The following is a 26,339-nucleotide window of genomic DNA, read 5'->3' on the forward strand; positions in this document are numbered from 1 at the left end:
GTCGTGGTTCAGCGCGGCAGTGCACCACCATGCGTGCGGGACCTCACAGGCTCTGCAGAATCCGCAGGTCTTTCACCCACTGTCGGTTGCACTGCAGCAGGGATTGCCAGGTGCTGCGTCTCATCGGGCGGCTCGACGACATTGGAAACAAGTGCCACATCGGCTTGATGCGATTCCGCCGGAGAATCCGCCGTTTCGATCGACGCCTCAGCAAGAGTCTGGGCCGCAGACTTGGCCGCCTCGCGCACGCCGCCGACAATGCGATCGACCAGTGCGGCCAGCTCCTCCGAGGAACAATCCAGCGGGCCAAATCCCGGCATCGCCGTCGGGTCGTTGAAGTCCCATGCATTCTCCGCGAGCCCGACGAAGTCGCGAATCGCGGGATCGGTCGCCCAAGCGCGGCGAAGAGCCGCAAGGCTCAACTCGCGAGGAATCCCCTTGCCGAGGAAGGCCGTGATGTCGGTGGCAGCATTGATCTCGTCGATCGACGGCAGGCTCGACAGATCGAACTCCGTCTCGTCCTCTTTGTCCTCGGACGGCGGCGTCGGCTGCGCCGGGGCAGGTTTCGCCGGCTCCGCTCGCGACTGCTGTTTGCGGCGGGACCAACGCGCAAGGAAGTCCTCCTCACTCATTCCTTTCCGCCTTCATGTTCGCGCCGCGCCAGCGCCTCCGGATCGGCACGGCGCCGCTTGCGTTTGACGAATTCGCGCTCGACATGGTGCTCGGCCACGAAGCTTTCAATCGCCTCGCGCAGCACTTCCGGCATCGGCACGGCCTCGACGAGATTGTCGGCGGCTTCGGTAAAGCCTTCGCCCTCGGCGGGGTCGGCGGTCACCGCGGTGACTGCATAGGGCCAGACGCCTTCCGCAGGCGACAACACGACCCAGATGCTCGGACCGCCGGAGGCGAGATTGTCGCGATAGCGCGCCGTCTCCGACGGATAGAGATCGATGGTCGCACTTCCGGCATAGAACAGGGTCGTGCCGTCCTGCTCGCGAAGCACGGTCCATGGCTCGGTCGACGGCTCGTCCGGCAGGACAGCAATTCCGCGCCAGATGAAATCGACCCAAGGCGAGTCGGCCTTGCGCCGCTCGACTACGACGCCGACGGCAATCGAGAGGGACGGCAATGCCGCGGGGCTCACGTCGCCATCTCCAGCCGCTTCACCGGCAACCCGGTCAGCAGATTCTGTGGCTTCATCCGCAGCTTCTGATCCGCCGTCATCGACAGGATCAGGTAGACCGGCTCATCCCCGACATCGTCGAGGGCACGGCTGGAATCCGCAAACGTCAGCCGGAACAGCGCCAGCACGCGATCGGCGTCGCGCTCGCCGAGCTCTTCGCCGTGCCACAGACGGTCGCCGAGCCTCGTGGCATCGGCATCGAGCCCGACATACCAGCTCAGCTTCGCCTCGTGCAGCGCCCGTAGCGGCTCGATCACGACATCGATGCCGAGCAGATGGGAGACCCAACGCGTCATCGCCTGCGCCAGCGCTACAGGTCCGCGGCCGTCGGCGGTCAGGTCGAGGGCCATGTCGAACTGGTCGCTCCGGTGCCAATAGGCCTCGGCATTCTCCTCGCCCAACACCTCGACCACCGCATCGGTGGTGGCGCCGAGCATCGACATCAGCGAGAGCACCGGGGTCGGGCTCCGGCCGCCGACGACCTCCTCGTCTCCCAGCAACAAAGCGTGCTCATGTGGGAGAACGCGCTGGATCCGGAAGAACAATTCGGCCGCGCGCAGCACGAACGGGTCGTCGCAGCCGTCGAGCGCGTTGCGCAGGATGACGTGCACGAGCTGGTTGACGAACAGCGGCGGCAGATCGTTCGCCCCTGAGCGGAGCCAGGCAAGATAGGCCGCTTCGAGCGTCGGATGCCGCAGCAGAAGATCGCGGAACGCCAGCACGAACTGCCAATTCTCCCTGGCATCAGCATCGGCAATCGCGGCGATCTCGCCGGCGCCGACGGCCTGGCGCGGGTCGGCGAGCAGATCGCGATGCAGCCGGCGTTCGACCGGGCACGCGTCGTCCGGCGGCATCAGCTCGGGACGGGCAAAATAGGCTTTGAGAAATTCGTCCGTGACACGCAGGCCGCCGCCCTCGTCGCGATCGAGCAGGTGGTGACCACAGGAGATCCAGAAATCGTTCATCGGACGGTCGGCTCCCGGCCGAGATCTGCAAGCCTGAGATCGCCGTCCGGCTCGACGTCGTCCTCCATCTCGATGAACGAGAACGCCTTGCCATGCCCCTGGCCTTCCCGAAGCTGCAGCCGGCGGAACGACTCGCGGACCTCCCCGTCGCTCGAGGTACGGTGCACTGCAATAAGCGAGCTGATGGGATGGCTGCAGAGCGACTGGGCAAAAGCGACCTCCTCTTCGGCCGCCGTTTTCGCCGCCGCCATATCCGGCGCGCCGAAACGATCGACCAATTGCCTCGCCAGCAGATCGACCAGGCCGTGGTAATCGTCCGCGGTCGCCGGAACGATCTGCGCCAGCGTCGACCAGCCCCAGGATTGCACCCCGAGGAACCCACCGCGAAACGCCGCGCGGGCCTTGCCCTCGAGCTTCGCGCCATCGCAATCCCAGAAGCGGAAGGCGCCGGAAACGGCCCATTCGCCCGGCTCTGCCGCCACGTCGAACACGAAAGTGTCCGAGGGATCGAGCGCGATCGTGCGCAGGAGTTTCACAGGCGCGGTCCTCCGAGGGCCGGATCGAGCCAGGACGGCACCGCGAGCGCCCGGACCAGGTCGCTTCGTTCGATCGTCTCCGTCCCGATGCGGCGCGTCAGGAGGTCGCCGCAATCATCTATGCGCTGTATCGTCCGCCTTTCACGCGGCATCCGCGTGAGATAGTCGCGCGCGACGCTGTCGAAGCCGTCGACCCGCCAGCCGTCCAGCGCCAGCATCAGATGCCGGGCGAAGCTTTCCGTGATCTGCGCCGCGCCCGCCTCGCCAAAGCCTTCCTGGTCAAGCGCCGAGGCCAGCGGGTGGACGCCTGGATCGTCATCATTCATGGCAACCGTCCGTATCATCGCGCCGAAGACCAGCCAGGGCGGCGGCGCGTCCTCGTCAGCTCCGGAACACCAACCCATCCGTCCGCCGCCGACCAGCCCCCCGTCGATCCTGACCGCATCCGGCCAGCCGATCGTGATCGGCTTGCTCGGCGGTGCATAGGCGCGAAGCGCGTCGGTGAGCGCGACCATGCCTGCGTAGAACGCACGCCGCGCGCTGCGCAACGGCTCGGCCGGCTCGAGCACCACGGCGAACTCGGCGAGGTCGAAGCGGCCGACATAGACGAGCGTTCCGGCGCCGCTCTCCGGTGCGATGCGGCATGCATGGGCAAAAGCGTCGCCGCTCTCGCGCAATCGCACCAATGTGAACGGCGGCGGCAGGTGGATCGGTTCCGCCGTGGAAACATGGCTCACTGGGATCGACGGCAGACCGTCCTCCGCTTTCCTTTTCTTCCCGATGGATAATGTCTATACGAGGCGAAGGGCCCGCGCGAGTCCGTCGTCGTCGTCCGAAAGGCGGAGGAGTTAACCTGGAGCAGCCGTCGAAGACCATCCTGATCTGCTCGTGCGAAGACACGATGCGCCTCGACGTGGCTGCAATCCGGCGCGCATGTCCGAACAGCGAGGTCAAGAGCTTCCGCCACCTCTGCGGGGCGGAGCTCGATCATTTCCGCAACATGGCCGCGACAGAAGGCGTGTTGACGGTCGCCTGCACGCAGCAGGCGGCGCAGTTTTCGGACGAGGCCGGCGAGCGGCCTGACGCGATCGGCTTCGTCAATATCCGCGAGACGGCTGGCTGGTCCCGCGACGGCGCGCACGCCGGCGCAAAAATGGCCGCCCTGCTCGCATCCGCCTCCATCCCCGCCCCGGACTATCCGCTCGTCACCTTGTCGAGCGAGGGCGTCATCCTGATCTACGGGCGCGATGAGGCCGCGATCGAGGCCGGCCGCCTGCTTGCCGATCACCTCGACGTCACCGTGATGCTGAAGCAGCTCGATGACACGGTGCCGCCGGTTGCCACGGTGTTCCCGATCGTGAAGGGCACGATCCGCTCCGCGAAGGGACATTTCGGCGCGTTCGAGCTTGTCATCGACGATTATGCGCGTCCCCGCCCCTCCTCGCGCGATCGCTTCGTGCTCGACTCGCCGCGAAGCGGGGTCACCTCGCGCTGCGATATCGTGCTCGATCTTTCCGGCGGTCTGCCAATGTTTCCCGCCCACGACCTGCGCGACGGCTATCTCCGCGCCGACACGAAAGATCCCGCCGCGGTGCTGCGCGCGGTGCTGACCGCGCGCGATCTCGTCGGCAGCTTCGACAAGCCGAGATATGTCGAGGTTGCGCCGGCGCTTTGCGCCCATTCGCGCTCGAAGCGTACGGGCTGCCATCGCTGTCTCGATCTTTGCCCGACCGGGGCGATCACGCCCGTCGGCGATCATATCGCAATCGATCCGAATATCTGCGCGGGCTGCGGCCAATGCGCGGCGGCCTGCCCTACCAGCGCGGTCTCCTACGCGCTGCCGCCCGCCGATACGCTGCTCCATAAACTTCGCGCCATGCTGCTCGCCTATCGCGAGGCCGGCGGCGCGAATGCGGTGCTGCTCTTTCACGACAGCCCGCACGGCACGCGGTTGATCGACGCCCTCGCGCGGCATGGCGACGGCCTGCCGGCGAACGTGCTTCCCTTTGCCGTCAACGAGCTCACGCAGGTCGGGCTGGAGGCGATCGTCGGCGCCTTCGCCTATGGCGTCTCTGCCGTGCGCTTCCTGCTCCGTGGCAAGCCGCGCCACGACGTGACCGGATTGACGCAGACGATCGCGATGGCTGAGGCGATCCTCGGCGGCCTTGGATTTGCGGGCCGTCGCCTCGCTACGATGGAAACCGACGATCCCGACGCGCTCGGCGCGCATTTGACTGATATCGGCACGCTCGCCGCGGTACCGACGCCGGCAACTTTCAAGACCGTCGGCAAGCGGCGCGATCTCTTGCGGTTCGCCCTCAGCGAGTTGCACCGGCTGGCGCCGCAGCCCGTCGACGTCATCGCGCTGCCGCAAGGTGCGCCCGTCGGCGCAATCAGCGTCGAGACCGATGGCTGCACGCTGTGCCTATCCTGCGTCTCGGCCTGCCCGACCGGCGCGCTGCGCGACGATCCCGAGCGGCCGGTGCTGAAATTCATCGAGGATGCCTGCGTCCAGTGCGGCCTGTGCCAGAGCACCTGTCCGGAGAAGGTGATCAGCCTCAAGCCGCAGATCGATTTCCGGGCGGCGCGCGCGCCCGCCGTTGTCATCAAGGAAGAGGAGCCCGCGCTCTGCGTCCGCTGCGGCACGCCCTTCGGCGTCAAGAGCACGATCGACCGCATCGCCGCCAAGCTCGAAGGCCGGCACTGGATGTATCCGGCCGGCGACAAGCGAATCGAGGCGCTCAGGATGTGCGCGGACTGCCGCGTCGTGGTCATGAGCGAACAACAATTCGATCCGTTCAAGGGCGTTCCGGAACGAACGCCGCCGCGAACGACGGATGATTATCTCCGCGAACGCAACGGCAAGGACTAAAGCGGACGCCGTCGAATCGGCGCAAGGCAATCATCGCGACGTCGCGCGGCCCAGAAAGTCGGTCAGCGCGCGCCGGTCCTCGGCCGAGCCGATGCGCTGCTCCGGCATCTTGGTGCCGGGGGTGTAGGCATTCGGCCCGATTTCGAACAATCGTGCGACGGTTTCCGGCGTCCAGACGATGTCCATCGTCTTCAGTGCATCAGAGAAGCGATATCCCGGCACCGAAGCGATCTTGCGGCCGTAGAGTCCCGCAAGTGTGGGACCCGCGCGCTGCACCTCCTTGTCCGAGAGCGTGTGGCAGGCAACACAGGCCCGAAACACATCGGCGCCGTGATCGCCGGCATAGGCCGCAAGCGGGTCGGCCGGTGTGCCGACCAGGCTTGAACCGATGGGATTGCCGGTGCGGGCATTCCAGCGCCTGATCCTGCCGTCCGCACCACCCGTCATCAGTGTCTCGCGATCGGCAAGGAAGGCGACCGCCCACACCGGCAGCCCGGGCCCAACCAGGGTGCGCAGCAAGTTGCGCGACTTGCGATCGATGATCGCCACCGTGCCGCCGATCCCGGCCGCAGCGACCAGCGCACCGTCCGCCGACATGGCCAAGGCCACCACCGGCGTCGGACTGGCCGCGACCTCGCTGCTGACCTTGCCGTCCGTTGTCAGCATGCGCAGCCTGCCATCGACCGCGCCCGTGACGATTTCACCATCCGGCGCGACAGCCACCGCGTTCAGCGGCGCCGGCAAAGTCACGATGTCAGGTTGGCCATCCGGCAAACGCCAGATGCGCAGCGCAAGATCGTAGCCGACACTGACGAGCCTGCCGTCCGGCAGGAAAGCGACCCCATTGACGTTCTGCGTATGCCCTTCGAGCACGCGGGATGTGCCGTCCGACAGCGACCAGAGCCGCACTGTCTGGTCCCATGACGCCGATGCGAGAAGCGTCCCGTCGGACGACACAGCAAGCGCCGCGATCGGTGCGACATGTCCCTCCAGCACCCGGTCCGGCTCGGGCCGGCCCGCCGTCCACACCGCAATGCGCGCATCGGCTCCGGCCGTGATCATGCGGCCATCTTTGAGAAAGGCGACGGCGTTGACGCCATCGGCATGATACCGCAGCACGTGCTCTGCCGTATCTGTCCTCAGCGACCAGCGGATGACGGCGGTGTCGAAGCTGCCGGAAAGAAGGCTGTCGCCATCGGGCGACACGGCGAGTGCCCGTATCGGGCCGCCGTGTCCGACCATGTCGGCATGCACCGTCGATGCGGCAAACATGGTCCACAGCAATGCGGCCACCTTCGTGCACAGAGCCGATCTGTTCATTCCTGGCCGCCTGCTGACATTCACCCGCTCGAGATTGCCAGAAGAGGCAACGGAAATGAATATCCTGGAACGGTCTACTTGAAACAGTCTACTTGGCCGGTGCCGTCGTGGTCTTGGACGACCCCTCCGGCGCGGGCTGCATTCCGGGCGGACTCTGGCCCTGGGGGCTTTCGGGCGGCGCACCACCCGAGCCGGTATTGATCGGACCCGTCCAACCTTGCGGCTGGAGCTGGCCCTTGTCCTCGGGAGGCGTTTGCCCCGTCGGCGAGTTGGTTTGCGCCGGCTGGGCCAGGGCGCCCTCGACAATGCAAAGTGCTGCGAAGCACAGGATCGTTCTCGGTAATTTCACGCCAAGCCTCCGATGCGCTCACCAGGCCTGCAGAAAACTTGCAAGACCCGCATCCGTTCCGGATCGTGCAGCGCAGCAGCGCCGAGCTCCGGTCCCTTGGCTCGATGGGCGATGCGTCTTTCCGCCGATCCCGTGTTCAAAAGCCCATAGCGGGCGGATGGCTGATGCGATCGACGAGCTTGCTCGCCGCAGGCCCTGTCGTATAGATGGCGTGGTCCAATCGAGGGAGGCTGAGGATGAAGGCTTTTTTGCTTGGCTGCGTCGCGGCCGTGGTGATCGCGGTTGGTGGGATGGTGATCCTCGATCGCGTGCAGGAGCCCGCCGCGCACGCGTTTGCCACCACCGGGGTGCGGCTCTAAGAAGTCTCACTCGCGCTTGAGCCCGATCGGCCCGAGGATCGGAGCGGAGGGAACGAGCTCGACCTTGCGAACCATAGCTTTCCTGCAGCCGAGGATCGTAGATCATTGCCTGCGCCATGCAGACGATGGCGCCGCGCAAGGTGCGCTCCATGCGCCATTTCCGCCTCCGGCTTCAGAATTTGGTAACCATACGAGCATGGTTGAACGCATTGGCGCAAATCGCGCAGCGGCAGTGTCTGACCTGTAACGGCCTTGGTATAAGCGCAGCTACGGTTCGAACGACGTTCGCGGATGATCCGGTTTCCTTGTGCGCATGAATAAGCCCAGCAACACGTTCGACATCGCCATCGAGCCGTCGTTCGACTTTCTGTCTCCGGAATATGCAGAGCTGTTCGATCGTTCGGCTGCCACAGCCTTCCAGCATCCGGTCTGGTTGCATAGCCTCTACACCAGGCTCGCGCCTGAAACGGGTGCAACGGCCCTGGTCGTCATCGTGCGCGACCGCGACACCGGCACGCTTGCGATGGTGTTACCGCTGCTCCGAATCCGGCGCGGTCCGATACGAACCATCGAGTTCGCCGACCTCCGCGTCTCCGATTATCTGGCACCGGTTTGCAGCCCGGACGTGTTTTCACGATTGCTCGATGATGCGGCCGCATGCGCGCAGATTCGGCGCCTTGTCCGCCCCTTCGATCTGCTCCGGATGGCCAAGCTGCCCGACGGACGGCTTCCGATCGAGGACCTCCTGGCCACGTCCCGCCGTGTCTCGATGAACACCAATGCTTATGCCACGGTTCTGGTCGCGCCTTACGAGCAATGGCGGGCCAGTGCGATGGATCGCTCCTATCAGAAGGAACTCGCCAAGAAATATCGTCAGCTGCAGAAGAAGGGCGCGCTGAGCTTCTCATGCTGCAGCGACAGCGCCGCCGTGCTCGAGACGATGGAGGTGATGAGGAAGTTTCGCGGCCCGCGCTTTCACGCACAAGGCGACGGAGACCTGCTGCAGCGGCCCGAATATTACGGCTTCTATTCCGACGTCGCCCTTCGGGGCCTTGGCTCCTTCGTTCGCCTCTATGCCATGAAGATGGACGGCGAAGTGATCGCCGCCGTGCTCGGATTGTGCCACCGCGACAGCTTCCTCGTCATCATGAGCGCCTTCGACATCGCCGGCTACAAGAGCCAGTCCATCGGCGCGCTGATGTTCGAACAAGTGGCGCGGGATTGTATCGAGCGCGGAGATCAGATGCTCGACTTCACCATCGGCGACGAGCCATACAAGAAATCGTTCGGCGCACAGGCTTCACCGATGTGGGAGGTCACGCAGGTCGGCAGCGCCGTAGGCGCGATCGCCCTCTTCGCGCTGAAGCAGGCGCCCTGGCTCAAGCTGGCGGCCAAGCGGCTCTCCGATTTGAAGGTTCAGCCCGCCCACACCGCGAGGCCCACGCGCTGACCGGCGGGGGGTCGCAGAGATCAGGCGCGCAATACGCCGCGGACGCGGCCAAGCCAGCCCGGATGCATCTGATCGACGCGGTGTGCAAGACTGCGCCGCAGGAAGTGCAACCGTCGCCGCACGTCCCAGCCGATATCGTTGCGCGAGGTCAGCGCCTGGCGGAAGCGTGCCATCTTCAGCGATTGCTGATCCGCCGCGATCTTGTCGCGATCGGCATAGAATTGCGAGATCTTCTCCAGGCCCATGCCTGCAGTCATGAGCCATCGCGGCACATATTCGGTGCAGAGACGGTCGACGTCCACGAGCAGGCGGGCGACACCCGTTCCGGCCGCGGGACAATTGGTCTGGAACGCATCGCCGATCAGCACGATTCCGGGCCGGAGATGCCCCTCGACGACGGTCAGATCCATCACCCAGTTCTGGACGCGATCGGTCACACGGAAATCGCCGAGGTAGCTCCGCAATCCCGGCAGCAGGCGCAAAACTGTCGCCTCCGGTTCGCGGCGCAACTCGCGCATAACAGGATCGGTCGGATCGCGGAACATGAAGAGATTGGCACGCATTCCGGCGTGGACGGGAAACAGGCTGAGATAGTCGATGCCATCGACGGTGCGTTCGCCGTAACAGGTCAACGCCTCGAAATCGAACGGGGTGCCATCCTGGCGAGCGATCGTGAAACCGAACGACACCGAATGGCGCTCGGCAAGCACGCGCCGCCTGATGCCGAGCTTGTAGCCCAGGGCTCCCGCCATGCCGGTGGCCAGAACGACGAGGCGCGCCGCCACGCGCCGTCCGGAGGCGAGCTCGAGATGCTGGACATCGCCGCTGCTGCCAATCGCTGTGACCTCGTCGACGATCAGGTTGGAAGGATCCGGAAGCTGGCGACGCGCCATTGCGACGAGATCGGCATAGGCAAATCCGTAAGCCCTGCCGACGCTGACATCGACCACCTTGCCCTCACGGATGTTGAGCACTTGATCATATCGGCACGCGACATCTTCGAGCGCATCGAGAAAGCCGAGCTTGCCGAACAGCTCCAGCTGATGGCCGCCGATCTTCTCGACCCGAAACTCATCCGGATGGACTGCCCGCTTGTCGATCAGAGCGACGCGACGCCCTGCCCGCGCCAGCACGGCCGCCGCAAGCGATCCCGCAAGACCGCCACCGACGATGGCGACGTCCGAGTCGATGGTTGCGGTCTCGTCCCCGTCGACCGGCTCGGTCACGGTTCTCGTCATGGCTCCGGCTCCCACGGTTAACAGCGTCTGCAGTGCAATTCTCTCGCCTGATGTCGCATCGCAGGGCCGGGTGCGAACATTTCCTGAGATTGAGGTTAATGACCGCAGGTGCCCAGTTCGCCGACTCGCCGCGGCACGCGTCTTGCTGTCCCGAAACCATTCTGCACGCGAGCCCCGGATCTCGCCTTCTCAGTCGTCGATGCGGCGTTATGCCGTCCGTCGCGCGAGTTGAAACTCGCAGATGTTGGACAATGGAGACAGCGATGTTCCAGAACGAAGCAACCCGTATCACCGCGATCGCCGAAATCCTCCAACTCGTCCATTAACACTCGCGATTGCTCGACATGCTAGGTTCTCGCCGGTATCGGAACATGTCTCGTCAGGGGAGCGCGGCTCCCTTAACCCTTCCATGATCGCATCCATTCTCCAGTTCATGCGGCGCGACGTCACGCGCGGCGTTGCCGGGACCATCCTGCTCAAGGTCGGCAGCGGCGTGCTCGCGTTCGCGTTGTTCTCGCTGGCTGCGCGGACGATGTCGCCTGACGGCTTCGGCATCTTTGCGACCTGGCTGTCGGTCGCGCAGATCGCAGCCGTCGTGGGACTGGTCGGCCAGGAATCCCTGCTGGTGCGATTCCTGAACGAATATCAGGTCGGCGAAAGGCCGGACCTTACCAAAGGCGTGCTGCAATCGAGCTTGAAGATCGCCTCGGTCGCAATGCTGATCGTGATCGGCGGGATCGCGATCGTCGCGAGCATGAGAGGCGACTGGTGGCTGCTGATCCTTGCGGTGTCGGCCTACACGGCCGTCAATGCCGGATTGATGCTCGGCAGCCAAATCGCGCGCTCGCTGGTCAGCATTCTCATGGGCGAAGGAAACCGCGAGTTCCTTTGGCGGGCCCTCGTCGTCGTGTTCCTGCTCGTCATGCTGCTCGCCCATCGCCAACTCGATCCGGCCGAGCTGTTCGCGGCGATGACGGTCGCCATGTCGGTTGGCCTTGTTGCGCAGATCGTATCCGTCGCGCGCGTGCTGCCGGATCTGCGCAGTACGCCGGCGCGCTCGGAGACGTCACGCTGGCGATCAAGTGCCCTGCACTTCTGGCTCGCATCGATCCTCGAAGTCGCCAATCAGTATCTCGACGTCATTCTGGTCTACTGGATGCTGGATCCGACGACCGCGGGAATCTACTTTGCCGCCTCGCGCCTCGCCAACATTTTCGCCATGGTGTCCGCGGCGCTTTACACGTTCGGTGCGCGCCGGCTCCCGTCGCTCTATTTCAGCAAGAACCACGGGGAGTTCGAGCGGACCTCGCGCTTGATGGCGGAAGTGACTGGGCTCTGCGTCGTCGCCGGTCTCGCCACGATCTGGATCGGCGGCCCCTATCTCCTCAACCTGTTCGGACCTCATTTCGCCGAGCAGCATTCGGTCCTGATCGTGCTTGCAATCGGAACCGCCATCCAGGCGGCGGGCGGCCCGGCTGCTGCGATCCTGCAGCTGACCGGTCATGAACGAATCTATGTGCCGGTGGTCGCTGCCAACGTCGGGCTGCGGCTCGTCGGATTTCTCGTCCTGGTCCCCTTCCTCGGCGTGCTTGGCGCGGCGATTTCGACGACCGTGTCGCTCGCGCTCGCGACCATCGCCCTGAACGTCCTCTGCCGCCGGCGCAGCGGGGTGGATCCTTCCGTTCTGGTGCTCTTGCGCTTCCCAGCATCGAGGCGCGGCAATTATGCCGTTCGTAGCGCGGACTCGCGTGACTAGGTGTCAGCACGCGCCGCCGGGGTGAACGCGCAGGACCGATTGGTTAACGCGCCAGCCGGGAACCAGCGGAAATGCTGCGCCAACGACACCGTGGCCATCGCGCCGCATTAACTCCGTTTGTTGCTAGCCGGTGTCCGCGGGATGCCCGCATGATAGGTACGGAGTTAAGAAGGTGAAGATTTCGTTGCTTTAGCGGGTCGGGATCCGTGCTCCATTATCAGCCGAACAAGGACCTGGACGAGACGAGCGCGACGGCACCTGCGCGGCCGAACGGCAGTGGGCGAAAACTCCACGTGCTTCTTGCGCAAACCCAGGCCGAGAACGCCGGTGCACAGGAGATCTCGCGGCTGCTCGGCGCCGGGCTGACCGCGCGCGGTCACCGGGTCACCAATCTGTTCTTCTTCCGCAAATCGGACTCCTTTGACGAACCGCCCGCCACGCTCTACTGCGCGCCGAGCCGGCCGGGCAATCCGCTGGCGCTGCTGCGGATGCTGTGGACGCTCGGCCGCCACATCAGAACCACCAGGCCCGACGCCGTCCTGACCTTCCAGCATTTCGGCAACGTCATCGGCGCCGGCGTCACGCGCCTCGTCAGCCGTGCACCCGTCGTCGCCAATCAGGTTTCATCCGCGCTGGCGATGAGCTGGCCGGTCCGCACCGCCGACATCGCCATGGGCAGCCTCGGCTTCTTCGACTGCATCACGCTCAATTCGCAGGACATGGAGCGCGAATATTCGCGCTACCCCGCGGCTTACCGGTCGCGCATGGTGCATGTGCCGCACGGCTTCGACGACAAGGCCCTTACCCTGTCGAAGGAGGCGGCACGAGGTCAATTCAACCTGCCACCGGACCGCGTCCTGCTCGGTTGCGCGGCACGGCTGCATCCGCATAAGCGGCTCGATCTGGCGATCGGTCTGCTGCCGGATCAACCGTCCTGGCATCTTGCGCTGGCCGGCCAGGGAGCCGACGAGGCCCGGCTGAGGCAGCTCGCGAACGACTTGAACGTCGCGGACCGTCTGCATTTGCTGGGAGAGATTCCTCCTGGCCGGATGGCGGACTTCCTTGCTTGTCTCGACGTGTTCGTCTTTCCGACCCAGGCCGAGACCTTCGGTCTGGCCGCGGTCGAGGCCGCCAACGCCGGTGTTCCCTCCGTCGTGACCGATCTTCCCGTCCTGCGCGAGGTATTGTCCTACGAGGGCAGACCGACGGCGCTCTTCGTCGATGCCTCCGATCATGCGAAGCTCTCCGCGGCGGTCTCCAGGCTGGTAACCGACAAGCAATTACGTGACGAGCTGCGACAAAACGCCAAAGGCCTGCGGCTGCGCTATTCGGTAGATGCCATGGTCGAGGAATACGTCCGGATTCTCGACCGGGTCGTTTGACCTGATACGTCGGAACAGATTGGCTCGACATGATCATCGAGTTTCGCTGTGAACGTGACTATGCGCGGCGCTGGATGGACCGCAGGACGCTGTCGGTCGACGGCCGGGACATGTCGGTGCAAGTTGCATGGACGGCAACGGCGGAGCCGCGGCCGGCAGGTCTCGATGCGCTGTTCGAGCTCGAACGCATCGTGTTGCACAAGGGCAAGCACAGCGCCGCCGACAGGCTGACGATCAGCTCCGAACCAGCACGGGTCAGCATCGGCACCGCCGACGTAATCGTCGATTTCACGAATGCCCCGCGCGATCCGGCGAGCCCGGCCCGGCTGTATCTGCGGCCGCTGTTCAACGGCGTCGCAGGCGAAAATGCCGCGCTCGCCGCCATCCTCGCCGGCGACCTGCCCGTGATCGAGATCGTCAACGAGATCGACGGTTCGGTCCTCGACCGCGGCCATCCGTCCGGTGAGATTGCTGCGGGCCTCAGTGGTGCGCTCGAAACGATCATGGCGCGGACCCTCACCATGCTGGCGGCGATCCTGTCGGGAAGGCCGCGCATCGTGCCGCACCTGCCGCGCCCCGCTTCAACTGTCCCGCACCGCGGACCCGTTGGCTACGTGGCGCGCGGCCTTGCCGTATCGATCGCCAAGGAGATCTATCGCCTCTGCTGCTATGCCCCGCATTGGCATATCGGATGGCGCTTCAACGACGGCCCGGGCGTCTGGCAGACCGGAGACCTGTCAGGTCCAAGCTGGAACGTTCTGGGAGATCCTGGAAACCACTTCTACGCCGATCCCTTTCCCGTCACGTGGCAGGGACGGACCTTCGCCTTCTTCGAGGATCTCGATCACCGTGTCGGAAAAGGTATCATTTCCGCGATCGCGTTCAACGACGCGGGGCCGATCGGCGAGGTGATGCCGGTGCTGGAGGAGCCCTGTCACCTCTCCTATCCGTTCCTGATCGAGGACGATGGCGAGCTGTGGATGATCCCGGAGAGCTCGACCCGCGGGGACGTCGCTCTCTACAAATGCACTCGGTTTCCGGACAAATGGGAGCGATACGCAACGCTCCTTTCCGGCCTCGAGCTGGCCGACGTCACGATCACGCGCCACAACGGCCTGTATTATCTGTTTGGCGCCTGGCGCGACGGAACGGGTGGCTATTCGGATTCGCTGGCGATCTATTACGCCGATCGGCTCTTGGGGCCTTGGCTTCCCCACGCCAGCCATCCCGTCTTGATCGACCGCGCCAGCACGCGGCCGGCAGGAAACTTCGTCACGCTCGATGACAAACTGTGGCGACCGGTCCAGGATTGCACCGACGGATACGGCGCAGCGCTTGCCCTGGCGGAAGTGGTCGAGCTGTCGCCGACGGTATTCAAGCAGGTCGTCCGCCACACTCTGAAACCCGGCCCGGCATGGCCGGGCAGGAAGCTGCACACCTTGAATCGCTGCGGGCGGCTCGAGCTGATCGACGGATCGCGCGTCCAGCCCAAGACCAGTCTCTTTACGAGCGCAATTCCATCGGCCGTGTCACCTGCGCGAACCAATCCCTCCACCGCCGGCTAGCAGCCGCGCGTCTTCGCGCCCGAGTACGCGGCTAAGAACGCGTGCGATCGTTCCGGCCTGCGATGCGTTGCCGCGCCAAGCCACGATCTGGTCGGGACGTATCAGGGCGAGATCCGCCTCATAGAGATCGCGCAACGATCTGGGTAGCGTGACGAGCTTTACGTCGGCCCCGATCGCGCGAATGGTGTCAGCGAATGACGCATGGGCCGACATGACGTCCCCAAACTGAAGCAAGGTCCATTCGAATCCGAACTGGTCGTATAGCGACATGCCGTCCTCCAGCCACGCATGCGGTGGGCGGCCACCGGGAGAGGCGGTGGGAACGTAGACGTTGGCAGCATCCGGCGGCGGCTCGCTACCATCGGGGACGATGATTGGGGAGCCGTCGTAGCGTCCGCCGAAGGTGACGCCGGGGATGTTGAACTCGGCACGGGCGTGCTGATTGAGATAGGCACCCGCGATTCGCCGCGCCTTGTGGCCGGCCTCCGTGGCATCCTCGATCTCCGGCGCCGGCGCGAAGAGGCCAAGCGAATCGGCGAAGCAGCGCGCATGATCGGTGTTGCGGAGCGCCACCGGACGCCGCTCGACCTCGTAACTATTGAGCAGTGCCGCCGGGCTCACGCCCTTGACGACGCTTGCGAGCTTCCAGCCGAGATTGACCGCATCCTCGATGGCGGTGTTGTAGCCGAGCCCGCCGGTCGGCGTGAACAGATGCGCCGCGTCGCCGCCGAGGAAGACCCTGCCCCGCTGCATCCCGCTTGCCACCAATGCGTGACCGGCGGTCCAGGTCAGGAAGGACAGAACTTCGCAATCGATCGGCGCACCGCAGGCGCGCTGGAACGCGGCTTTGGCCTGGTTGATCGTGATCGCAGTTTCGTCCTCGCCCGGTCGCAACTGGGTGTGGAATGCAAACTCATCACGACCGTTCACCGAGGCCATGAAGGCGCGGCGGTCGCCGTTGAAGCAATTGTACATCCACGCTTTCGCGTGGGGAACGCGCGCGTAGAAATCGGGCGAGCGGAGATAGACCGCCAGCATGCGGCCGCCCATGAAGTCGCGCTGCGTCCCGCTCTCGCCGCCATAGACGATCCCGAGCGATTGCCGGACCATCGAGCGCGGCCCGTCGGCCCCGACCAGGAAGTCGGCGCGGACCCGAAAGCGGCTGCCATCGTCGAGACATTCGATATTGCCGGCGATACCGTCATCACTTTCCGTGTAGCCGATCAGCCGGTGACTGTAGTTGAGCTGGATTCCGGGCAGCCGTTCGGCGTGGCGGCGCAGCACCGCCTCGACATATTTCTGCGAGACCCGATGCGGCAGCTCCGCCGCGCTCCAGGAGCCTGACATGCCCTTGATCAGCTCACCCGCCCGCGACGCTGACGGCAGCGCGAACCGCGCCAGCTCGTATCCGGTATAGCGCGTGAAATATGCGACATCGGTCGGGTAGTCCGCGGGCAGACCTTCGCGCCTGATCTCGTCGGCAAAGCCCAGCCGCCGATAATGCTCCATCGAGCGCGCCTGCGTCGCATTGGCTTGCGGGTTGAAGGCCGTGCCCGGCTTTTCGTCGACCAGGATCGCGGACACGCCGCGGCGGCCGAGCTCGTTGGCCAGCATCAGCCCGCAAGGGCCCCCGCCAACGATGAGCACCGCGGCCGTCAGACGAATTTCCAAGCTGCTTCTCCCTACCAACGCCAACCTGCATGGTAAGGACACCTGACTATTTCGTCAAGCTGCCTGACTAATCCGGGTCATCGAGCGTGTCGAATTCCGTGCCATACACCGCGAGCCCCTTCAGGATTGCATCCATCGTGGCCTTGCCGAGCTCGACGCGCATCTCCCGCTCGGCGATGTCGACGGCATCACGGAACGCATCGAGCCATTTGCGCCCCGTGGGCGTGAACACGACGATGCGCGCGCGCCGGTCGGTCGGATCGGCGATGCGATCGACGAGGCCGAGCGCGGCGCATTGGTCGACCAGCTCGCCCATCGCCTGCTTGCTCATGGAGGCGCGGCGGGCGAGCTCGGTGAGCCGCGTCCCCTCCACGTCCAGATTGCGCGTGAGGCTGACATGGGCGATGCGCGTCTCGTCGTGGCCCCGCTCGGTCATCAATTCGAGCACACGGCCTTCGAAGCGCCGCACCGCGTTATTGAGCAGGCGGCCGATATTGGCATGCCGCCACGCGGTGCCTGACGTCGTGGATTTCACCGGATCTGCTTTCCGAATCGACCGAACGAGATCGTGGAAAGCTAGCACAGGCATTGCTGCGTGCTACTGGTGAGCACGCGAGGTATCGGCGGCGGGCGGCGCGATCGAACCGCCACCCGCCATCTCTCGTGCTTCGAACGCCCCGATGCCTTACTGCGAGCGATCCGAGGTCCAGCCCTTGTACGCGGCAACGTTGTCCCTGGTCACCAGCTTGGACGGCAGCAGCTCGACGGTCGAAGCCGGCTTCTGGCCGTTGAGAATGCCGACGCCGACCTGCACGGCCCGCCGCGCCATGAAGAACGGATCCTGCGACGCGGACGCCTGAATCTGCGGCGACTGCGGATCTTTCAGCGCGGCCTCGATATCGGGCGCGCCGTCGACGGCGGTGATGATCATGCCGGTTCGGTTCTGCTGGCGTGCCGCAAGGTCGGTGCCGATCGCCTGCGGATCGTTGATGGCGAAGATGGCGTCGATCTTGGGGAAGCGGGTCAGATAGCCCTGCGCGACGGTGAGGCCGCCCTCGCGCGAGCCCTTGCCGTCCTGGTCGCTCGACAACACCTTGATGCCGGGATTCTTCGCGAACACGTTCTTGCAGCCGACCACACGGTCGATCACGGCGGAGACCTGCGGCCCGTTCTCGATGATGACGTCACCCTTGCCGCCCAATTTGTCGACGATGTACTGGCAGGAGATCTCGCCGGCCTGCACGTTGTTCGTGGTCACGGTGGCATCGGCGCCTTCGGCCGCGGTGTCGACAGCGACGACGACGATGCCTGCGGCCTGCGCCTTCTTGATGGCCGGCCCGATCGCCTTGGGATCGCCGGGATTGAGCAGGATCAGGTCGACGCCAGCGGCGATGAAATTGTCGATCTGGGTGACCTGCTTGCCGAGGTCGTATTCGAAGCCGACCGTCGTGATCTTCACGTTGGGATTGGTCTTCTTGGCCTCGAACTCGGCGCCCTTCGACAGCGCGACGAAGAACGGATTGCCCATCGATCCCAGCGAGACGCCGATCGACTTGAGCTCCTTGGCGAAGGATGGTGCGGTGGTGAGGGCAAGCGCCATGGCGGCGCCGGCGAGCATGATCGTCTTCAACATGGACTTCCTCCCTGGTCTGTCTTCGTCCCCGGCGCGGCAGACCAGTTGCCGCAACGGAATCTCGTCTCAAGCCATGCGCACGCCGTTGCGGGCCAGACCTTTCACGTTCTCGCGGAGCCTTGCAGCCGGTAGCGGTCCAGCGCCACGGCACCGATGATCACCAGGCCCTTGATCACATATTGCCAGATGTCGGAGACACCGATCAGGATGAGCCCGTTCGAGAGCACGGCGATGATGAGCGCACCGACCAGCGTGCCCCAGATCGAGCCGATGCCGCCGACGAACGAGGTACCGCCGAGGATCACCGCGGTGATTGCATCGAGCTCATAGGACTGGCCGAGCTGGAGTCCGTTGGCTGCGTAGAGCCGCGCCGCCTGCATGGCGCCGCCGAGCCCGGCGAAAAGTCCGGAGATGCCGTAGACGAAGATCAGGACGGCCCAGACCTTGATGCCGGCAAGCCGCGCTGCGCTCTCGTTTCCGCCCACGGCATAGATATGCACGCCGAGCACGGTCCGGCGCAGCACCAGCCAGGAGACGAGAATGACGAGCAAGGCGATTACCGAGAGCCATGGGATCGACGCGACTCCGGGAATGAGCGTCAACGAGCCGTTGCCGATGAAGGCATAGGGAATGGAGGGATTGAACACGGTGGTGTCAGCCCCGAGCAGCCGCGCCAGGCCGCGCACTGCGGTGAGCGAGCCGAGCGTGACGATGAAGGGCGGCAGGCGCAGCAGCGCAATCAGCGCGCCGTTGACGATGCCGAAGACGAGGCCGGTGAGCAGTGCGGCCGGCAGCCACAGCAAGCCGAGCTCCGGCATCTTGGAGAGCGTCAAACCCGCCATCGCGGAGGCCGCCAGGATCGAGCCGACCGACAGGTCGATGCCGCCGGTGAGGATGACGAAGGTCATGCCGGCGGCGAGCACGGTGTTCACCGCGGCCTGCTGCAATACGATGCCGAGATTTTGTCCGGTGAAGAAGCGGCCTTCCGACAGCACGTTGAAGCCGATGCAGAGGATCAGCAGCACCGGCAACATGCCGAGCGCGCTGATCAGCATCCTCATCCGCTGGCGTCTTGTCTCCGCGGCAGCGCCATTGGTCGTCGTCGATGCCGGCTTTGCCTCCGCAGCACCATTGTCAGGCATCGAGATGCTCCATCCCCGTGGCAAGCCCCATGATGTCTTCCTGCGCCAGCGGCGAATTCGGACCGCGGCTGACCTCGCCGGCAATGTGCCCGGCACGCATCACGATGACGCGGTCGCAGATGCCGATGATCTCGGGCAGATCGGACGAGATGACGAGGATCGCGGTGCCGGCCTTGGCGAGATTGTCGATGATCGAATAGATTTCCGACTTGGCACCGACATCGACGCCGCGCGTCGGCTCGTCGAGAATGAGGACCTTCGGCGCGATGGCGAGCAGCCGCGACAGCAGCACCTTCTGCTGGTTGCCCCCTGACAGGCCGCCGGCGGGAACGCCGGGATTGGCGGCGCGGATGCTGAGGCCTGCAAAGGCGCGGTCGGCGCGCTCGCGGGCCTTGTCGCGATCGAGAAACCAGCCGAGCTTCGCATCGCGGCCGAGCACGGCGAGGTTGATGTTATCAAGACACGACATGTCGAGAAACAGGCCGAGCGCCTTCCTGTCTTCGGTCAGATAGGCGATGCCGGCCTCGAGCGCCTCGCCCGGCGTGCGGATCTCGACCGGACGCCCCTCCAGCTCGAGCCGGCCGGAGGTTTTTGGCGACGCGCCGATGATGAGATGCGCAAGCTCGGTGCGACCGGCGCCGATCAGGCCGGCGAGGCCGACCACCTCACCCGCATGCACGGTGAGAGAGCAGCCCTTGACGCGCCCGCCATCGGCCATGTCGATCGCCGCGAGCACGGGATGCCCCCGCCCCGCCTCCGGATCATGGTCCTTCTTGTAGAACGAGGAGACGTCGCGACCGACCATCAAGCGCACGATGGTGTCGGCGCGGATCTCGGGCTTGTCGAGCGAGCCGACCAGGCGGCCGTCGCGCAGCACGGTGACGCGATCGCCGAGCGCATAGACCTCGTCCATGCGATGCGAGATGTAGATGATGGCAAGGCCCTCGGCGCGAAGCTGGCGGATCAACGCGAACAGCCGCTCACTTTCGGCGGCCGACAACGAGGTGGTCGGCTCGTCCATGATGAGGATTTTCGATCTGACGTGCAGCGCACGGGCGATCTCGACCAGCTGCCGCTGCCCCATGGACAGATGCGCCACCAGCGTCGAGGGCAGGAAGTCCGCGCCCAGGCGCTTCAGGATCGGGCCGACGCCCTCGCGCATTGTGCCGCGCGCCAGCAAGCCTGACCGCGATATCTCCCGTCCCAGATAGATGTTCTCGGCAACGCTGAGATTGGGAGCGAGCGACAGCTCCTGGTAGATGATGGAGATGCCCGCCGCGCGGCCGCCGAGCGGGCCTTCGATCCGCACCGCCCTGCCCTCGATGCGGATCTCGCCGCCCGGGTCGGGCCGGTAGGCGCCGGACAGGATCTTCATCAGCGTCGACTTGCCGGCGCCGTTCTCACCCATCAGGGCGTGAATTTCGCCGGGATAGACGGTGAGATCGACGGCCCGCAGCGCCTTGATGCCGAAGAAGGTCTTCGAGACCCCGCGCATCTCGAGGATCGGATCGTTCATCGTGCCTCCCGGCGCACAATGCGTTTCCCACCCGCGTCTCGTTTCTCGGCAACGCGGTTTGGTCATTAAACAAAAGCGGGTGACGCAGGGCAATACCGAAGGCGAATATACCGAAGTATGCAAACCAGATTGGGCCAGCTAGTGGCGCGGCCGATACAGGTCGCGCCAGGCGGGAAGCCGTTCAGCGTAGGCATCGACCAGTGCAGCGTCGGGCTCGAATGTTTCGATGCGCTGCGGCTGCATGCATACGTCACCGATTGCCTCACCCGTGACAGCAAGCCGCCCCAATCTCGCCGCACCGAACGCGGCGCCGGTTTCACCTCCGGCAAAGCGATGGATCGGAATGCTCAGCACGTTCGCCAGCACCGAGAGCCAGAAGGTAGAGCGTGAACCGCCGCCAATCACGTCGGCCTCCGCAATCCCGATGCCGGCATCCGCGAGCGCATCGCGGCAATCGGCAAGCGCGAAGGCAACGCCTTCGAGCACCGCCCGCACGATCGCCGCGCGATCGGTGCCATGGCTCAGGCCATCCAGCATGCCGCGCACAACGGGATCGTCGTGCGGCGTCCGCTCACCGGCGAGATAAGGCAGGAAGCTCACGGGCGACGGCGCCTGCGGTCGTGCTCCAAGCGGCGCCAGCAGCTCGGCCTCGGCGGCGCCGAACAGGCGCGCGAGCCAGGCAAGGCAGGAAGCGGCCGAGAGGATCGCGCCGGCCTGAATCCACATCCCTGGAATGGCGTGGCAGAACGTGTGCACGACACGGTCGGGATTGGCGGCGATCCGGTCGGTCGGGACCATGAGCGCACCCGAGGTTCCCAGCGACACGAAAGCGGCTCCCGGCCGGATTGCGCCGATGCCGATGGCGCCCGCGGGATTGTCGCCGGCCCCACCCGCGATCACCGGCTGCCTGATCATCCCCCAGCGCCGCGCGAGTTCGCTGCGCAGCGTGGTTGCGGGCGCGCATCCCTCGACCAGGCGCGGCATGTGCTCGCGCGACAAGCCGCTCGCTGCCAGCGCTGCGTCCGACCAATCGCGGCGCGCGATGTCGAGCCACAGGGATCCCGAGGCATCCGAGACATCCTCGACGGCCTCGCCCGATAGCACTAGTCGCAGATAGGCCTTTGGCAGAAGAACGAGTTTCGTCGCCGCAAAGATCTCGGGCTCGTGCGCGGCGATCCAGAGCAGTTTTGGCGCGGTGAAGCCCGGCATCGCCTTGTTGCCCGTCACCTCGCGCAAGGCGGGCCAGCGTTGCTCCAGGACACGGCACTCAGTCGCAGAGCGTCCGTCGTTCCAGAGGATGCAGGGCCGCAGCGGCCTAGAGCTCGCATCGAGCAGCGTGGCGCCATGCATCTGGCCGGACAGCCCGATGCCTGCGACCGCCGCCAACGCATCGGCATGCGACGCCTTGAGGGCATCCAGCGTGGCGAAGGTCGCATCGATCCACTGCGCCGGATCCTGCTCGGAATAGCCCGGTTGCGGCGAGACGGTCGCGAGCGACCGGCTCTCGCTTGCGATCACGCGCTGGGCATCATCGACGAGAACCGTCTTGACCGCCGACGTGCCGAGATCGATGCCGAGATACATGGCTGCTTCCCGCTCACTTCGCCGCGTCGATCCAGATCCCCGGCTCTGAATGCTCCCGGATGTAGCTGACGAGGAAGTCGGAGAACACCCTGATCTTGGCAGGCAGCCTGACGCGGTTCTGATAGGCGATGTTCATGGTGAGCAACGGCAGCTGCCAATCGCTCAGGACAGGCACCAGCCGCCCGGCCGCGATATCGCCCTGCACGATATAGAGCGGCTGGATCAGGATGCCGAGCCCCGCGCGCGCCGCACCACAGATGATCTGGCCGTCGTTGCTGTCGAGCGTCGGCGCGATCCGGATCGTCTGCGTCGTGCTGCCCTGGCTCAGCCGTAGCGAATAGGGATCATTGGCGAGATTGTAGATCAGCATGTTGTGCCGGGCGAGATCGGCGGGATGCTCGGGCCGGCCGTGCTTCTCCAGATAGGACGGAGCGGCCGCGAGCACGCGGTGCATTTGCCCGATGCGGCGCACGATGATGTTGGAATCCGGTTCGTGCTCGCGGGTACGGATCGCAACGTCAATGCCGGCTTCGATGAAGTCGAGGTAGCGGTTCGCGCTGATGATCTGCACGCTGAGATCAGGATAGAGCGCACGGAAGGCGGGCAGCATCGGCGCGAGGTAGATCATCGCAAAGGACAGCGAAGACGTGACGCGCAGCATGCCCTTCGGCGACAGCGCGCGATCGGAGACGGCGTCCTCGGCTTCGGCGAGCTCGTTCAGAAGCGTGCTGCACCGCTGCAGCAGTTCCTGTCCCGCTTCGGTCAGCCATTGCCGGCGCGTGTTGCGCTCGATCAGCCGGACCGCAAGCCGCTCCTCCAGCGCACTGAGATGGCGGCTCGCAGCGGCGTTCGACATCCGCAGGATTTCGGCGGCCTTGGAAAGGCTGCCGAGCTCAGCGGTTTTGGAGAACACCTCGAGTTGAAGCAGCCGGTCCATTTTTGCATAAAGAGGAAAAGAGACTTACAAATTTTGACCTTTATTTCCGTTTTCTGCAAGGCAAAATGGCGCCAACAAAGCACCATAGCAGGCGAGGAAATCAGGAAATGTCGGGCCCGATCAGGCACATCGTGATGTGGCGACTGCGCGGGGAGAGCCCTGAGGAGCGCTCGGCCGCCCGGCTCAAGGTCAAGACCCTGTTCGAGGGCCTTAAAGGCCGGATCGACGGCCTCACCCATATCGAAGTCGGCATGGACGTCAGCGCGGTCGATTATGCCTGCGACGTGGTGCTGTTCTCCGAATTCACCGACCAGGCGGCGCTCGCCGCCTATGCCAACCACCCGGAGCATCTGCGCGTGCGCGAGGCGCTGGGCGACTTGCGGATCGGGCGCTTCCAGGTCGATTATCCCATCAAAGAGACCGGCGCATGATCGGTTCGTTCACCTTCGAAAACCTGCCCTGCCGCGTCGTGTTCGGCAGCGGCACGCTTGCCTCAGCCAAGGCCGAGGTCGAGCGGCTCGGCGGCAAGCGTGCGCTGGTGCTGACGACGCCGCAGCAGGAGGCACAAGGCAAGAGCTTGGGAGCCGCGCTCGGCCCGCTCTATGCCGGCATCTTTTCCGGCGCCACCATGCACACGCCGGTCGAGGTCACGGAACGCGCGCTCGCGGCAATGAAGGCATGCGAAGCCGATTGCGTCGTTTCGCTCGGCGGCGGCTCGACCACCGGGCTCGGCAAGGCCTTGGCCTTGCGCACCGGCGTCAACCAGCTCTGCATTCCCACCACCTATGCCGGCTCGGAGATGACGCCGATCGTCGGCCAGACCGAGAACGGGCTGAAGACCACGGTGCGCGATGCCGCCGTGCTGCCGGAGACGGTGATCTACGACGTCGACTTGACGCTGACGCTGCCGGCAGGCCTCGCAGCGACCTCCGGCATCAACGCGATCGCCCATGCCGTCGAGGCGCTTTACGCGCGCGATGCCAACCCTGTCACCTCGCTGATGGCCGAAGAAGGCATCCGCGCGCTGGCGCGCGCCCTGCCCGCCATTGCCGCCAGGAGCGACGATCGCGAGGCTCGCACCGAGGCGCTCTATGGCGCCTGGCTGTGCGGTGTCTGCCTCGGCACTGTCGGCATGGCGCTGCATCACAAGCTCTGCCATACGCTCGGCGGCACCTTCGACCTGCCGCACGCCGAAACCCACACCATCGTGCTGCCGCATGCGCTGGCCTACAACGCGCCGGCCGTGCCCGACGCGATGGTGCGGATCGCGCGCGCGATCGGGGCAGCCGATGCAGCTCGGGGGCTTTTCGAACTTGCGAAGCGGCTGGGTGCGAAGGTCGCGCTACGCGATGTCGGCATGCCCGAGGGCGGCATCGACAAGGCGGCCGATCTCGCCGTCACCAACGCCTATTGGAACCCGCGCCCGCTCGAGCGTGGCGCCATTCGCGACTTGATTGCACGCGCCTTCGCCGGCGAACCACCCGGCACCATCAAAGCGGCAGCTTGAAGCGATGCGGCGCACCCTGATCAGATCCGCGACCGTCATCAGCATGGATGACGCGATCGGCGATCTCTCGACCGGCGATGTGCTGGTCGAGGGCAGCCGGATCGCCGAGGTGCGCCCGTCGATCGACGCTGCGGCCGACACGGCGGTCGTCGACGGCACGGGCCGCATCGTCATTCCCGGCCTGATCAACGCACATATGCACACTTGGCAGACGGGCTTGCGCGGCTTCGCCGCGAACTGGACGCTGCTGGAATATTTCCGCCGCATGCATGCGGGCCTTGCCACCGTGTTCCGGCCCGACGACATCTACATCGCGACGCTTGTCGGCGCGCTGAACCAGATCAATCACGGCGTCACTACGCTGGTCGATTGGTGCCACAACAACCCGACGCCGGATCATACCGACGCAGCCGTGCGCGGCCTGATCGAAAGCGGCGTCCGCGCCGCGTTCTTCCACGGCTCGCCGAAGCCCGAGCCGAAGCCGGGCGAGCCGCATTTCTCGGAAGTGCCGCATCCGCGCCGCGAGGTCGAGCGGCTGCTGGCCGGGCCCCTCGCCGACCGCGACGGCCTCGTCACGCTCGGGCTCGCCATCCTCGGTCCGCATTATTCGACGCTCGACGTCGCCATGCACGATTTCCGCCTGGCGCGGGAGCTGAAGCTGATCGCATCGATGCATCAGGGCGGCGGTCCGGCCAAGACGCCCGGCGGCTGGGAGAAGCTGCTCGAGGCCGGCCTCGTCGGTCCCGGCATTAACATCATCCACGGCAACGATCTGCCGGATGATCTGCTCGATCGTCTCGTCGATCTCGGCGTATCGTTCTCGGTGACGCCCGAGAACGAGATGATCCAGGGCCATGGCTTTCCGATCACCGGCCGCCTTCTGAAGCGCGGCGTGCGGCCGACCATCGGCATCGACCTGGAGTCCGTCCTGGCCGGCGATCTCCTCTCCGCCGCGCGCGTTGCGCTGTCGATGCAGCGGGCACTGGACAATGTGGAATCGCGCAAAGCAAGTGGCGCCATTCCGGCGACGACCACGATTCCCGTGCGCGAAGCGCTGCGCTGGATCACGACGGAAGGCGCCCGCATGCTCGGCCGCGAGCACCAGATCGGCTCGCTGACGCCGGGCAAGCTCGCCGACCTCGTCATCATCAACGCCTCCGACCTCAATCTCCATCCAGTGCATGATCCCGTCGCAACCGTCGTGATGCAGACGAGCCTCGCCAACATCGAGGCCGTCATGATCGGCGGTGCCTGGAAGAAGCAGAACGGGCGGCTATTGATCGAGGGACTCGAGACGAAGAAGGAGCTGCTGGCGCAATCCGGCCGGCGGCTGGTGCAGGATATTGAACGACAGGGACGCGCCGCCTGAGGCGC

The 26,339-nt window shown here is 65.4% G+C and carries 24 protein-coding genes; 9 read left to right on the forward strand and 15 right to left on the reverse strand.

The genetic code is table 11. The features are described from left to right. Positions 1 to 8: 8 nt before the first annotated feature. From I6F21_RS10705 to I6F21_RS10725, 5 genes are read right to left on the reverse strand one after another with little or no spacing between them, the layout of a single operon-like run. Positions 9 to 632: a DUF3306 domain-containing protein gene (locus I6F21_RS10705; RefSeq protein ID WP_225133613.1), complete on the reverse strand. Its 624-nt coding sequence runs from the start codon at positions 630 to 632 to the stop codon at positions 9 to 11. After that, positions 629 to 1,144: a DUF3305 domain-containing protein gene (locus I6F21_RS10710; protein WP_036005120.1), complete on the reverse strand. Its 516-nt coding sequence runs from the start codon at positions 1,142 to 1,144 to the stop codon at positions 629 to 631. The genes I6F21_RS10705 and I6F21_RS10710 overlap by 4 nt, the downstream gene beginning before the upstream one ends. Next, the gene (locus I6F21_RS10715) at positions 1,141 to 2,148 is read right to left on the reverse strand and encodes a DUF6352 family protein (protein WP_036005122.1); all 1,008 of its coding nucleotides are present in this window, start codon (positions 2,146 to 2,148) and stop codon (positions 1,141 to 1,143) included. The genes I6F21_RS10710 and I6F21_RS10715 overlap by 4 nt, the downstream gene beginning before the upstream one ends. Further along, positions 2,145 to 2,684 carry a DUF6505 family protein gene (locus I6F21_RS10720; RefSeq protein ID WP_036005125.1) on the reverse strand — a complete coding sequence of 180 codons (540 nt, stop codon included), beginning with the start codon at positions 2,682 to 2,684 and terminating at the stop codon, positions 2,145 to 2,147. Before I6F21_RS10720 ends, I6F21_RS10715 begins: the two co-directional genes overlap by 4 nt. Further along, on the reverse strand, positions 2,681 to 3,421 hold the full coding sequence (locus I6F21_RS10725; protein ID WP_225141437.1) for a biotin/lipoate--protein ligase family protein: 741 nt from the start codon (positions 3,419 to 3,421) through the stop codon (positions 2,681 to 2,683). The genes I6F21_RS10720 and I6F21_RS10725 overlap by 4 nt, the downstream gene beginning before the upstream one ends. A 164-nt stretch (positions 3,422 to 3,585) precedes the next feature. On the opposite strand from I6F21_RS10725, the gene I6F21_RS10730 reads away from it, so the two are divergent. Then, a complete protein-coding gene (locus tag I6F21_RS10730) occupies positions 3,586 to 5,556 on the forward strand; it encodes a 4Fe-4S binding protein (RefSeq protein ID WP_225141435.1) in 1,971 nt (656 codons plus the stop codon). A 30-nt stretch (positions 5,557 to 5,586) separates the two neighbouring features. On the opposite strand, the gene I6F21_RS10735 is transcribed toward I6F21_RS10730, so the two are convergent. After that, positions 5,587 to 6,828 (reverse strand): c-type cytochrome, encoded by a 1,242-nt coding sequence (locus tag I6F21_RS10735; RefSeq protein WP_225141480.1) that lies wholly within the window; start codon positions 6,826 to 6,828, stop codon positions 5,587 to 5,589. A gap of 136 nt (positions 6,829 to 6,964) precedes the next feature. After that, positions 6,965 to 7,225, reverse strand: a complete 261-nt coding sequence (locus tag I6F21_RS10740; RefSeq protein ID WP_128262436.1) for a hypothetical protein — start codon at positions 7,223 to 7,225, stop codon at positions 6,965 to 6,967. Between the two features lie 236 nt (positions 7,226 to 7,461). Here I6F21_RS10740 and I6F21_RS38810 point away from each other — a divergent pair, with 236 nt between their 5' ends. After that, on the forward strand, positions 7,462 to 7,584 hold the full coding sequence (locus tag I6F21_RS38810; RefSeq protein ID WP_260346694.1) for a hypothetical protein: 123 nt from the start codon (positions 7,462 to 7,464) through the stop codon (positions 7,582 to 7,584). 313 nt (positions 7,585 to 7,897) lie between these two features. Next, on the forward strand, positions 7,898 to 9,034 hold the full coding sequence (locus tag I6F21_RS10745) for a GNAT family N-acetyltransferase (RefSeq protein WP_225141433.1): 1,137 nt from the start codon (positions 7,898 to 7,900) through the stop codon (positions 9,032 to 9,034). Between the two features lie 20 nt (positions 9,035 to 9,054). Here I6F21_RS10745 and I6F21_RS10750 read toward each other — a convergent pair whose 3' ends face one another. Continuing rightward, positions 9,055 to 10,272: an NAD(P)/FAD-dependent oxidoreductase gene (locus tag I6F21_RS10750; RefSeq protein WP_225141431.1), complete on the reverse strand. Its 1,218-nt coding sequence runs from the start codon at positions 10,270 to 10,272 to the stop codon at positions 9,055 to 9,057. A 409-nt stretch (positions 10,273 to 10,681) separates the two neighbouring features. On the opposite strand from I6F21_RS10750, the gene I6F21_RS10755 reads away from it, so the two are divergent. The 3 genes from I6F21_RS10755 (at position 10,682) to I6F21_RS10765 (ending at position 14,975) form a co-directional block, all read left to right on the forward strand. Continuing rightward, the gene (locus I6F21_RS10755; RefSeq protein WP_225141429.1) at positions 10,682 to 12,028 is read left to right on the forward strand and encodes a polysaccharide biosynthesis C-terminal domain-containing protein; all 1,347 of its coding nucleotides are present in this window, start codon (positions 10,682 to 10,684) and stop codon (positions 12,026 to 12,028) included. A 206-nt stretch (positions 12,029 to 12,234) separates the two neighbouring features. Next, positions 12,235 to 13,410 (forward strand): glycosyltransferase family 4 protein, encoded by a 1,176-nt coding sequence (locus I6F21_RS10760; RefSeq protein WP_109144259.1) that lies wholly within the window; start codon positions 12,235 to 12,237, stop codon positions 13,408 to 13,410. A gap of 29 nt (positions 13,411 to 13,439) precedes the next feature. Continuing rightward, on the forward strand, positions 13,440 to 14,975 hold the full coding sequence (locus I6F21_RS10765; protein WP_225141427.1) for a hypothetical protein: 1,536 nt from the start codon (positions 13,440 to 13,442) through the stop codon (positions 14,973 to 14,975). Here the strand turns inward: I6F21_RS10765 and I6F21_RS10770 are convergent. The 7 genes from I6F21_RS10770 to I6F21_RS10800 form a co-directional block, all read right to left on the reverse strand. Next, the gene (locus tag I6F21_RS10770; protein WP_225141426.1) at positions 14,940 to 16,646 is read right to left on the reverse strand and encodes an FAD-dependent oxidoreductase; all 1,707 of its coding nucleotides are present in this window, start codon (positions 16,644 to 16,646) and stop codon (positions 14,940 to 14,942) included. The two genes, I6F21_RS10765 and I6F21_RS10770, sit on opposite strands and share 36 nt — an antisense overlap. Positions 16,647 to 16,713: 67 nt before the next feature. Further along, complete coding sequence (locus tag I6F21_RS10775; protein ID WP_036005156.1) at positions 16,714 to 17,181, reverse strand: MarR family transcriptional regulator; 468 nt, start codon at positions 17,179 to 17,181, stop codon at positions 16,714 to 16,716. Between the two features lie 150 nt (positions 17,182 to 17,331). Next, the gene (locus I6F21_RS10780; protein ID WP_036023609.1) at positions 17,332 to 18,279 is read right to left on the reverse strand and encodes an ABC transporter substrate-binding protein; all 948 of its coding nucleotides are present in this window, start codon (positions 18,277 to 18,279) and stop codon (positions 17,332 to 17,334) included. A 101-nt stretch (positions 18,280 to 18,380) separates the two neighbouring features. Beyond that, on the reverse strand, positions 18,381 to 19,421 hold the full coding sequence (locus tag I6F21_RS10785) for a ribose ABC transporter permease (protein ID WP_036005162.1): 1,041 nt from the start codon (positions 19,419 to 19,421) through the stop codon (positions 18,381 to 18,383). Next, a complete protein-coding gene (locus I6F21_RS10790) occupies positions 19,414 to 20,937 on the reverse strand; it encodes a sugar ABC transporter ATP-binding protein (RefSeq protein ID WP_225141424.1) in 1,524 nt (507 codons plus the stop codon). The genes I6F21_RS10785 and I6F21_RS10790 overlap by 8 nt, the downstream gene beginning before the upstream one ends. A 138-nt stretch (positions 20,938 to 21,075) precedes the next feature. Continuing rightward, the gene (gene xylB, locus I6F21_RS10795; RefSeq protein ID WP_225141422.1) at positions 21,076 to 22,521 is read right to left on the reverse strand and encodes a xylulokinase; all 1,446 of its coding nucleotides are present in this window, start codon (positions 22,519 to 22,521) and stop codon (positions 21,076 to 21,078) included. A gap of 13 nt (positions 22,522 to 22,534) precedes the next feature. Then, positions 22,535 to 23,458, reverse strand: coding sequence for a LysR family transcriptional regulator (locus tag I6F21_RS10800; RefSeq protein ID WP_036023604.1), 924 nt, complete (start codon positions 23,456 to 23,458; stop codon positions 22,535 to 22,537). A gap of 107 nt (positions 23,459 to 23,565) precedes the next feature. Here I6F21_RS10800 and I6F21_RS10805 point away from each other — a divergent pair, with 107 nt between their 5' ends. Genes I6F21_RS10805 through I6F21_RS10815 form a run of 3 tightly spaced genes read left to right on the forward strand, consistent with a single transcriptional unit; the run spans position 23,566 to position 26,334 of the window. After that, positions 23,566 to 23,889: a Dabb family protein gene (locus I6F21_RS10805; RefSeq protein WP_036005173.1), complete on the forward strand. Its 324-nt coding sequence runs from the start codon at positions 23,566 to 23,568 to the stop codon at positions 23,887 to 23,889. Beyond that, entirely contained in the window at positions 23,886 to 24,965 is a 1,080-nt protein-coding gene (locus I6F21_RS10810; RefSeq protein WP_225141420.1) for a maleylacetate reductase, read from the forward strand. The genes I6F21_RS10805 and I6F21_RS10810 overlap by 4 nt, the downstream gene beginning before the upstream one ends. Before the next feature lie 4 nt (positions 24,966 to 24,969). Beyond that, positions 24,970 to 26,334, forward strand: a complete 1,365-nt coding sequence (locus tag I6F21_RS10815) for an amidohydrolase family protein (protein WP_225141418.1) — start codon at positions 24,970 to 24,972, stop codon at positions 26,332 to 26,334. Positions 26,335 to 26,339 lie beyond the last annotated feature (5 nt).

This window comes from Bradyrhizobium sp. NBAIM03, assembly GCF_020194055.1.
GTDB lineage: Bacteria > Pseudomonadota > Alphaproteobacteria > Rhizobiales > Xanthobacteraceae > Bradyrhizobium > Bradyrhizobium yuanmingense.

Excerpts from the sequence above, each read along its gene's own strand:
- I6F21_RS10815 (WP_225141418.1), top strand. The coding sequence starts at position 24,970 with ATGCGGCGCACCCTGATCAGATCCGCGACCGTCATCAGCATGGATGAC.
- I6F21_RS10705 (WP_225133613.1), bottom strand. The coding sequence starts at position 632 with ATGAGTGAGGAGGACTTCCTTGCGCGTTGGTCCCGCCGCAAACAGCAG.
- I6F21_RS10745 (WP_225141433.1), top strand. The coding sequence starts at position 7,898 with ATGAATAAGCCCAGCAACACGTTCGACATCGCCATCGAGCCGTCGTTC.
- I6F21_RS10735 (WP_225141480.1), bottom strand. The coding sequence starts at position 6,828 with ATGTTTGCCGCATCGACGGTGCATGCCGACATGGTCGGACACGGCGGC.
- I6F21_RS38810 (WP_260346694.1), top strand. The coding sequence starts at position 7,462 with ATGAAGGCTTTTTTGCTTGGCTGCGTCGCGGCCGTGGTGATCGCGGTT.
- I6F21_RS10790 (WP_225141424.1), bottom strand. The coding sequence starts at position 20,937 with ATGAACGATCCGATCCTCGAGATGCGCGGGGTCTCGAAGACCTTCTTC.
- xylB (WP_225141422.1), bottom strand. The coding sequence starts at position 22,521 with ATGTATCTCGGCATCGATCTCGGCACGTCGGCGGTCAAGACGGTTCTC.
- I6F21_RS10785 (WP_036005162.1), bottom strand. The coding sequence starts at position 19,421 with ATGCCTGACAATGGTGCTGCGGAGGCAAAGCCGGCATCGACGACGACC.
- I6F21_RS10755 (WP_225141429.1), top strand. The coding sequence starts at position 10,682 with ATGATCGCATCCATTCTCCAGTTCATGCGGCGCGACGTCACGCGCGGC.
- I6F21_RS10810 (WP_225141420.1), top strand. The coding sequence starts at position 23,886 with ATGATCGGTTCGTTCACCTTCGAAAACCTGCCCTGCCGCGTCGTGTTC.
- I6F21_RS10750 (WP_225141431.1), bottom strand. The coding sequence starts at position 10,272 with ATGACGAGAACCGTGACCGAGCCGGTCGACGGGGACGAGACCGCAACC.
- I6F21_RS10730 (WP_225141435.1), top strand. The coding sequence starts at position 3,586 with ATGCGCCTCGACGTGGCTGCAATCCGGCGCGCATGTCCGAACAGCGAG.
- I6F21_RS10765 (WP_225141427.1), top strand. The coding sequence starts at position 13,440 with ATGATCATCGAGTTTCGCTGTGAACGTGACTATGCGCGGCGCTGGATG.
- I6F21_RS10715 (WP_036005122.1), bottom strand. The coding sequence starts at position 2,148 with ATGAACGATTTCTGGATCTCCTGTGGTCACCACCTGCTCGATCGCGAC.
- I6F21_RS10805 (WP_036005173.1), top strand. The coding sequence starts at position 23,566 with ATGTCGGGCCCGATCAGGCACATCGTGATGTGGCGACTGCGCGGGGAG.
- I6F21_RS10780 (WP_036023609.1), bottom strand. The coding sequence starts at position 18,279 with ATGTTGAAGACGATCATGCTCGCCGGCGCCGCCATGGCGCTTGCCCTC.
- I6F21_RS10800 (WP_036023604.1), bottom strand. The coding sequence starts at position 23,458 with ATGGACCGGCTGCTTCAACTCGAGGTGTTCTCCAAAACCGCTGAGCTC.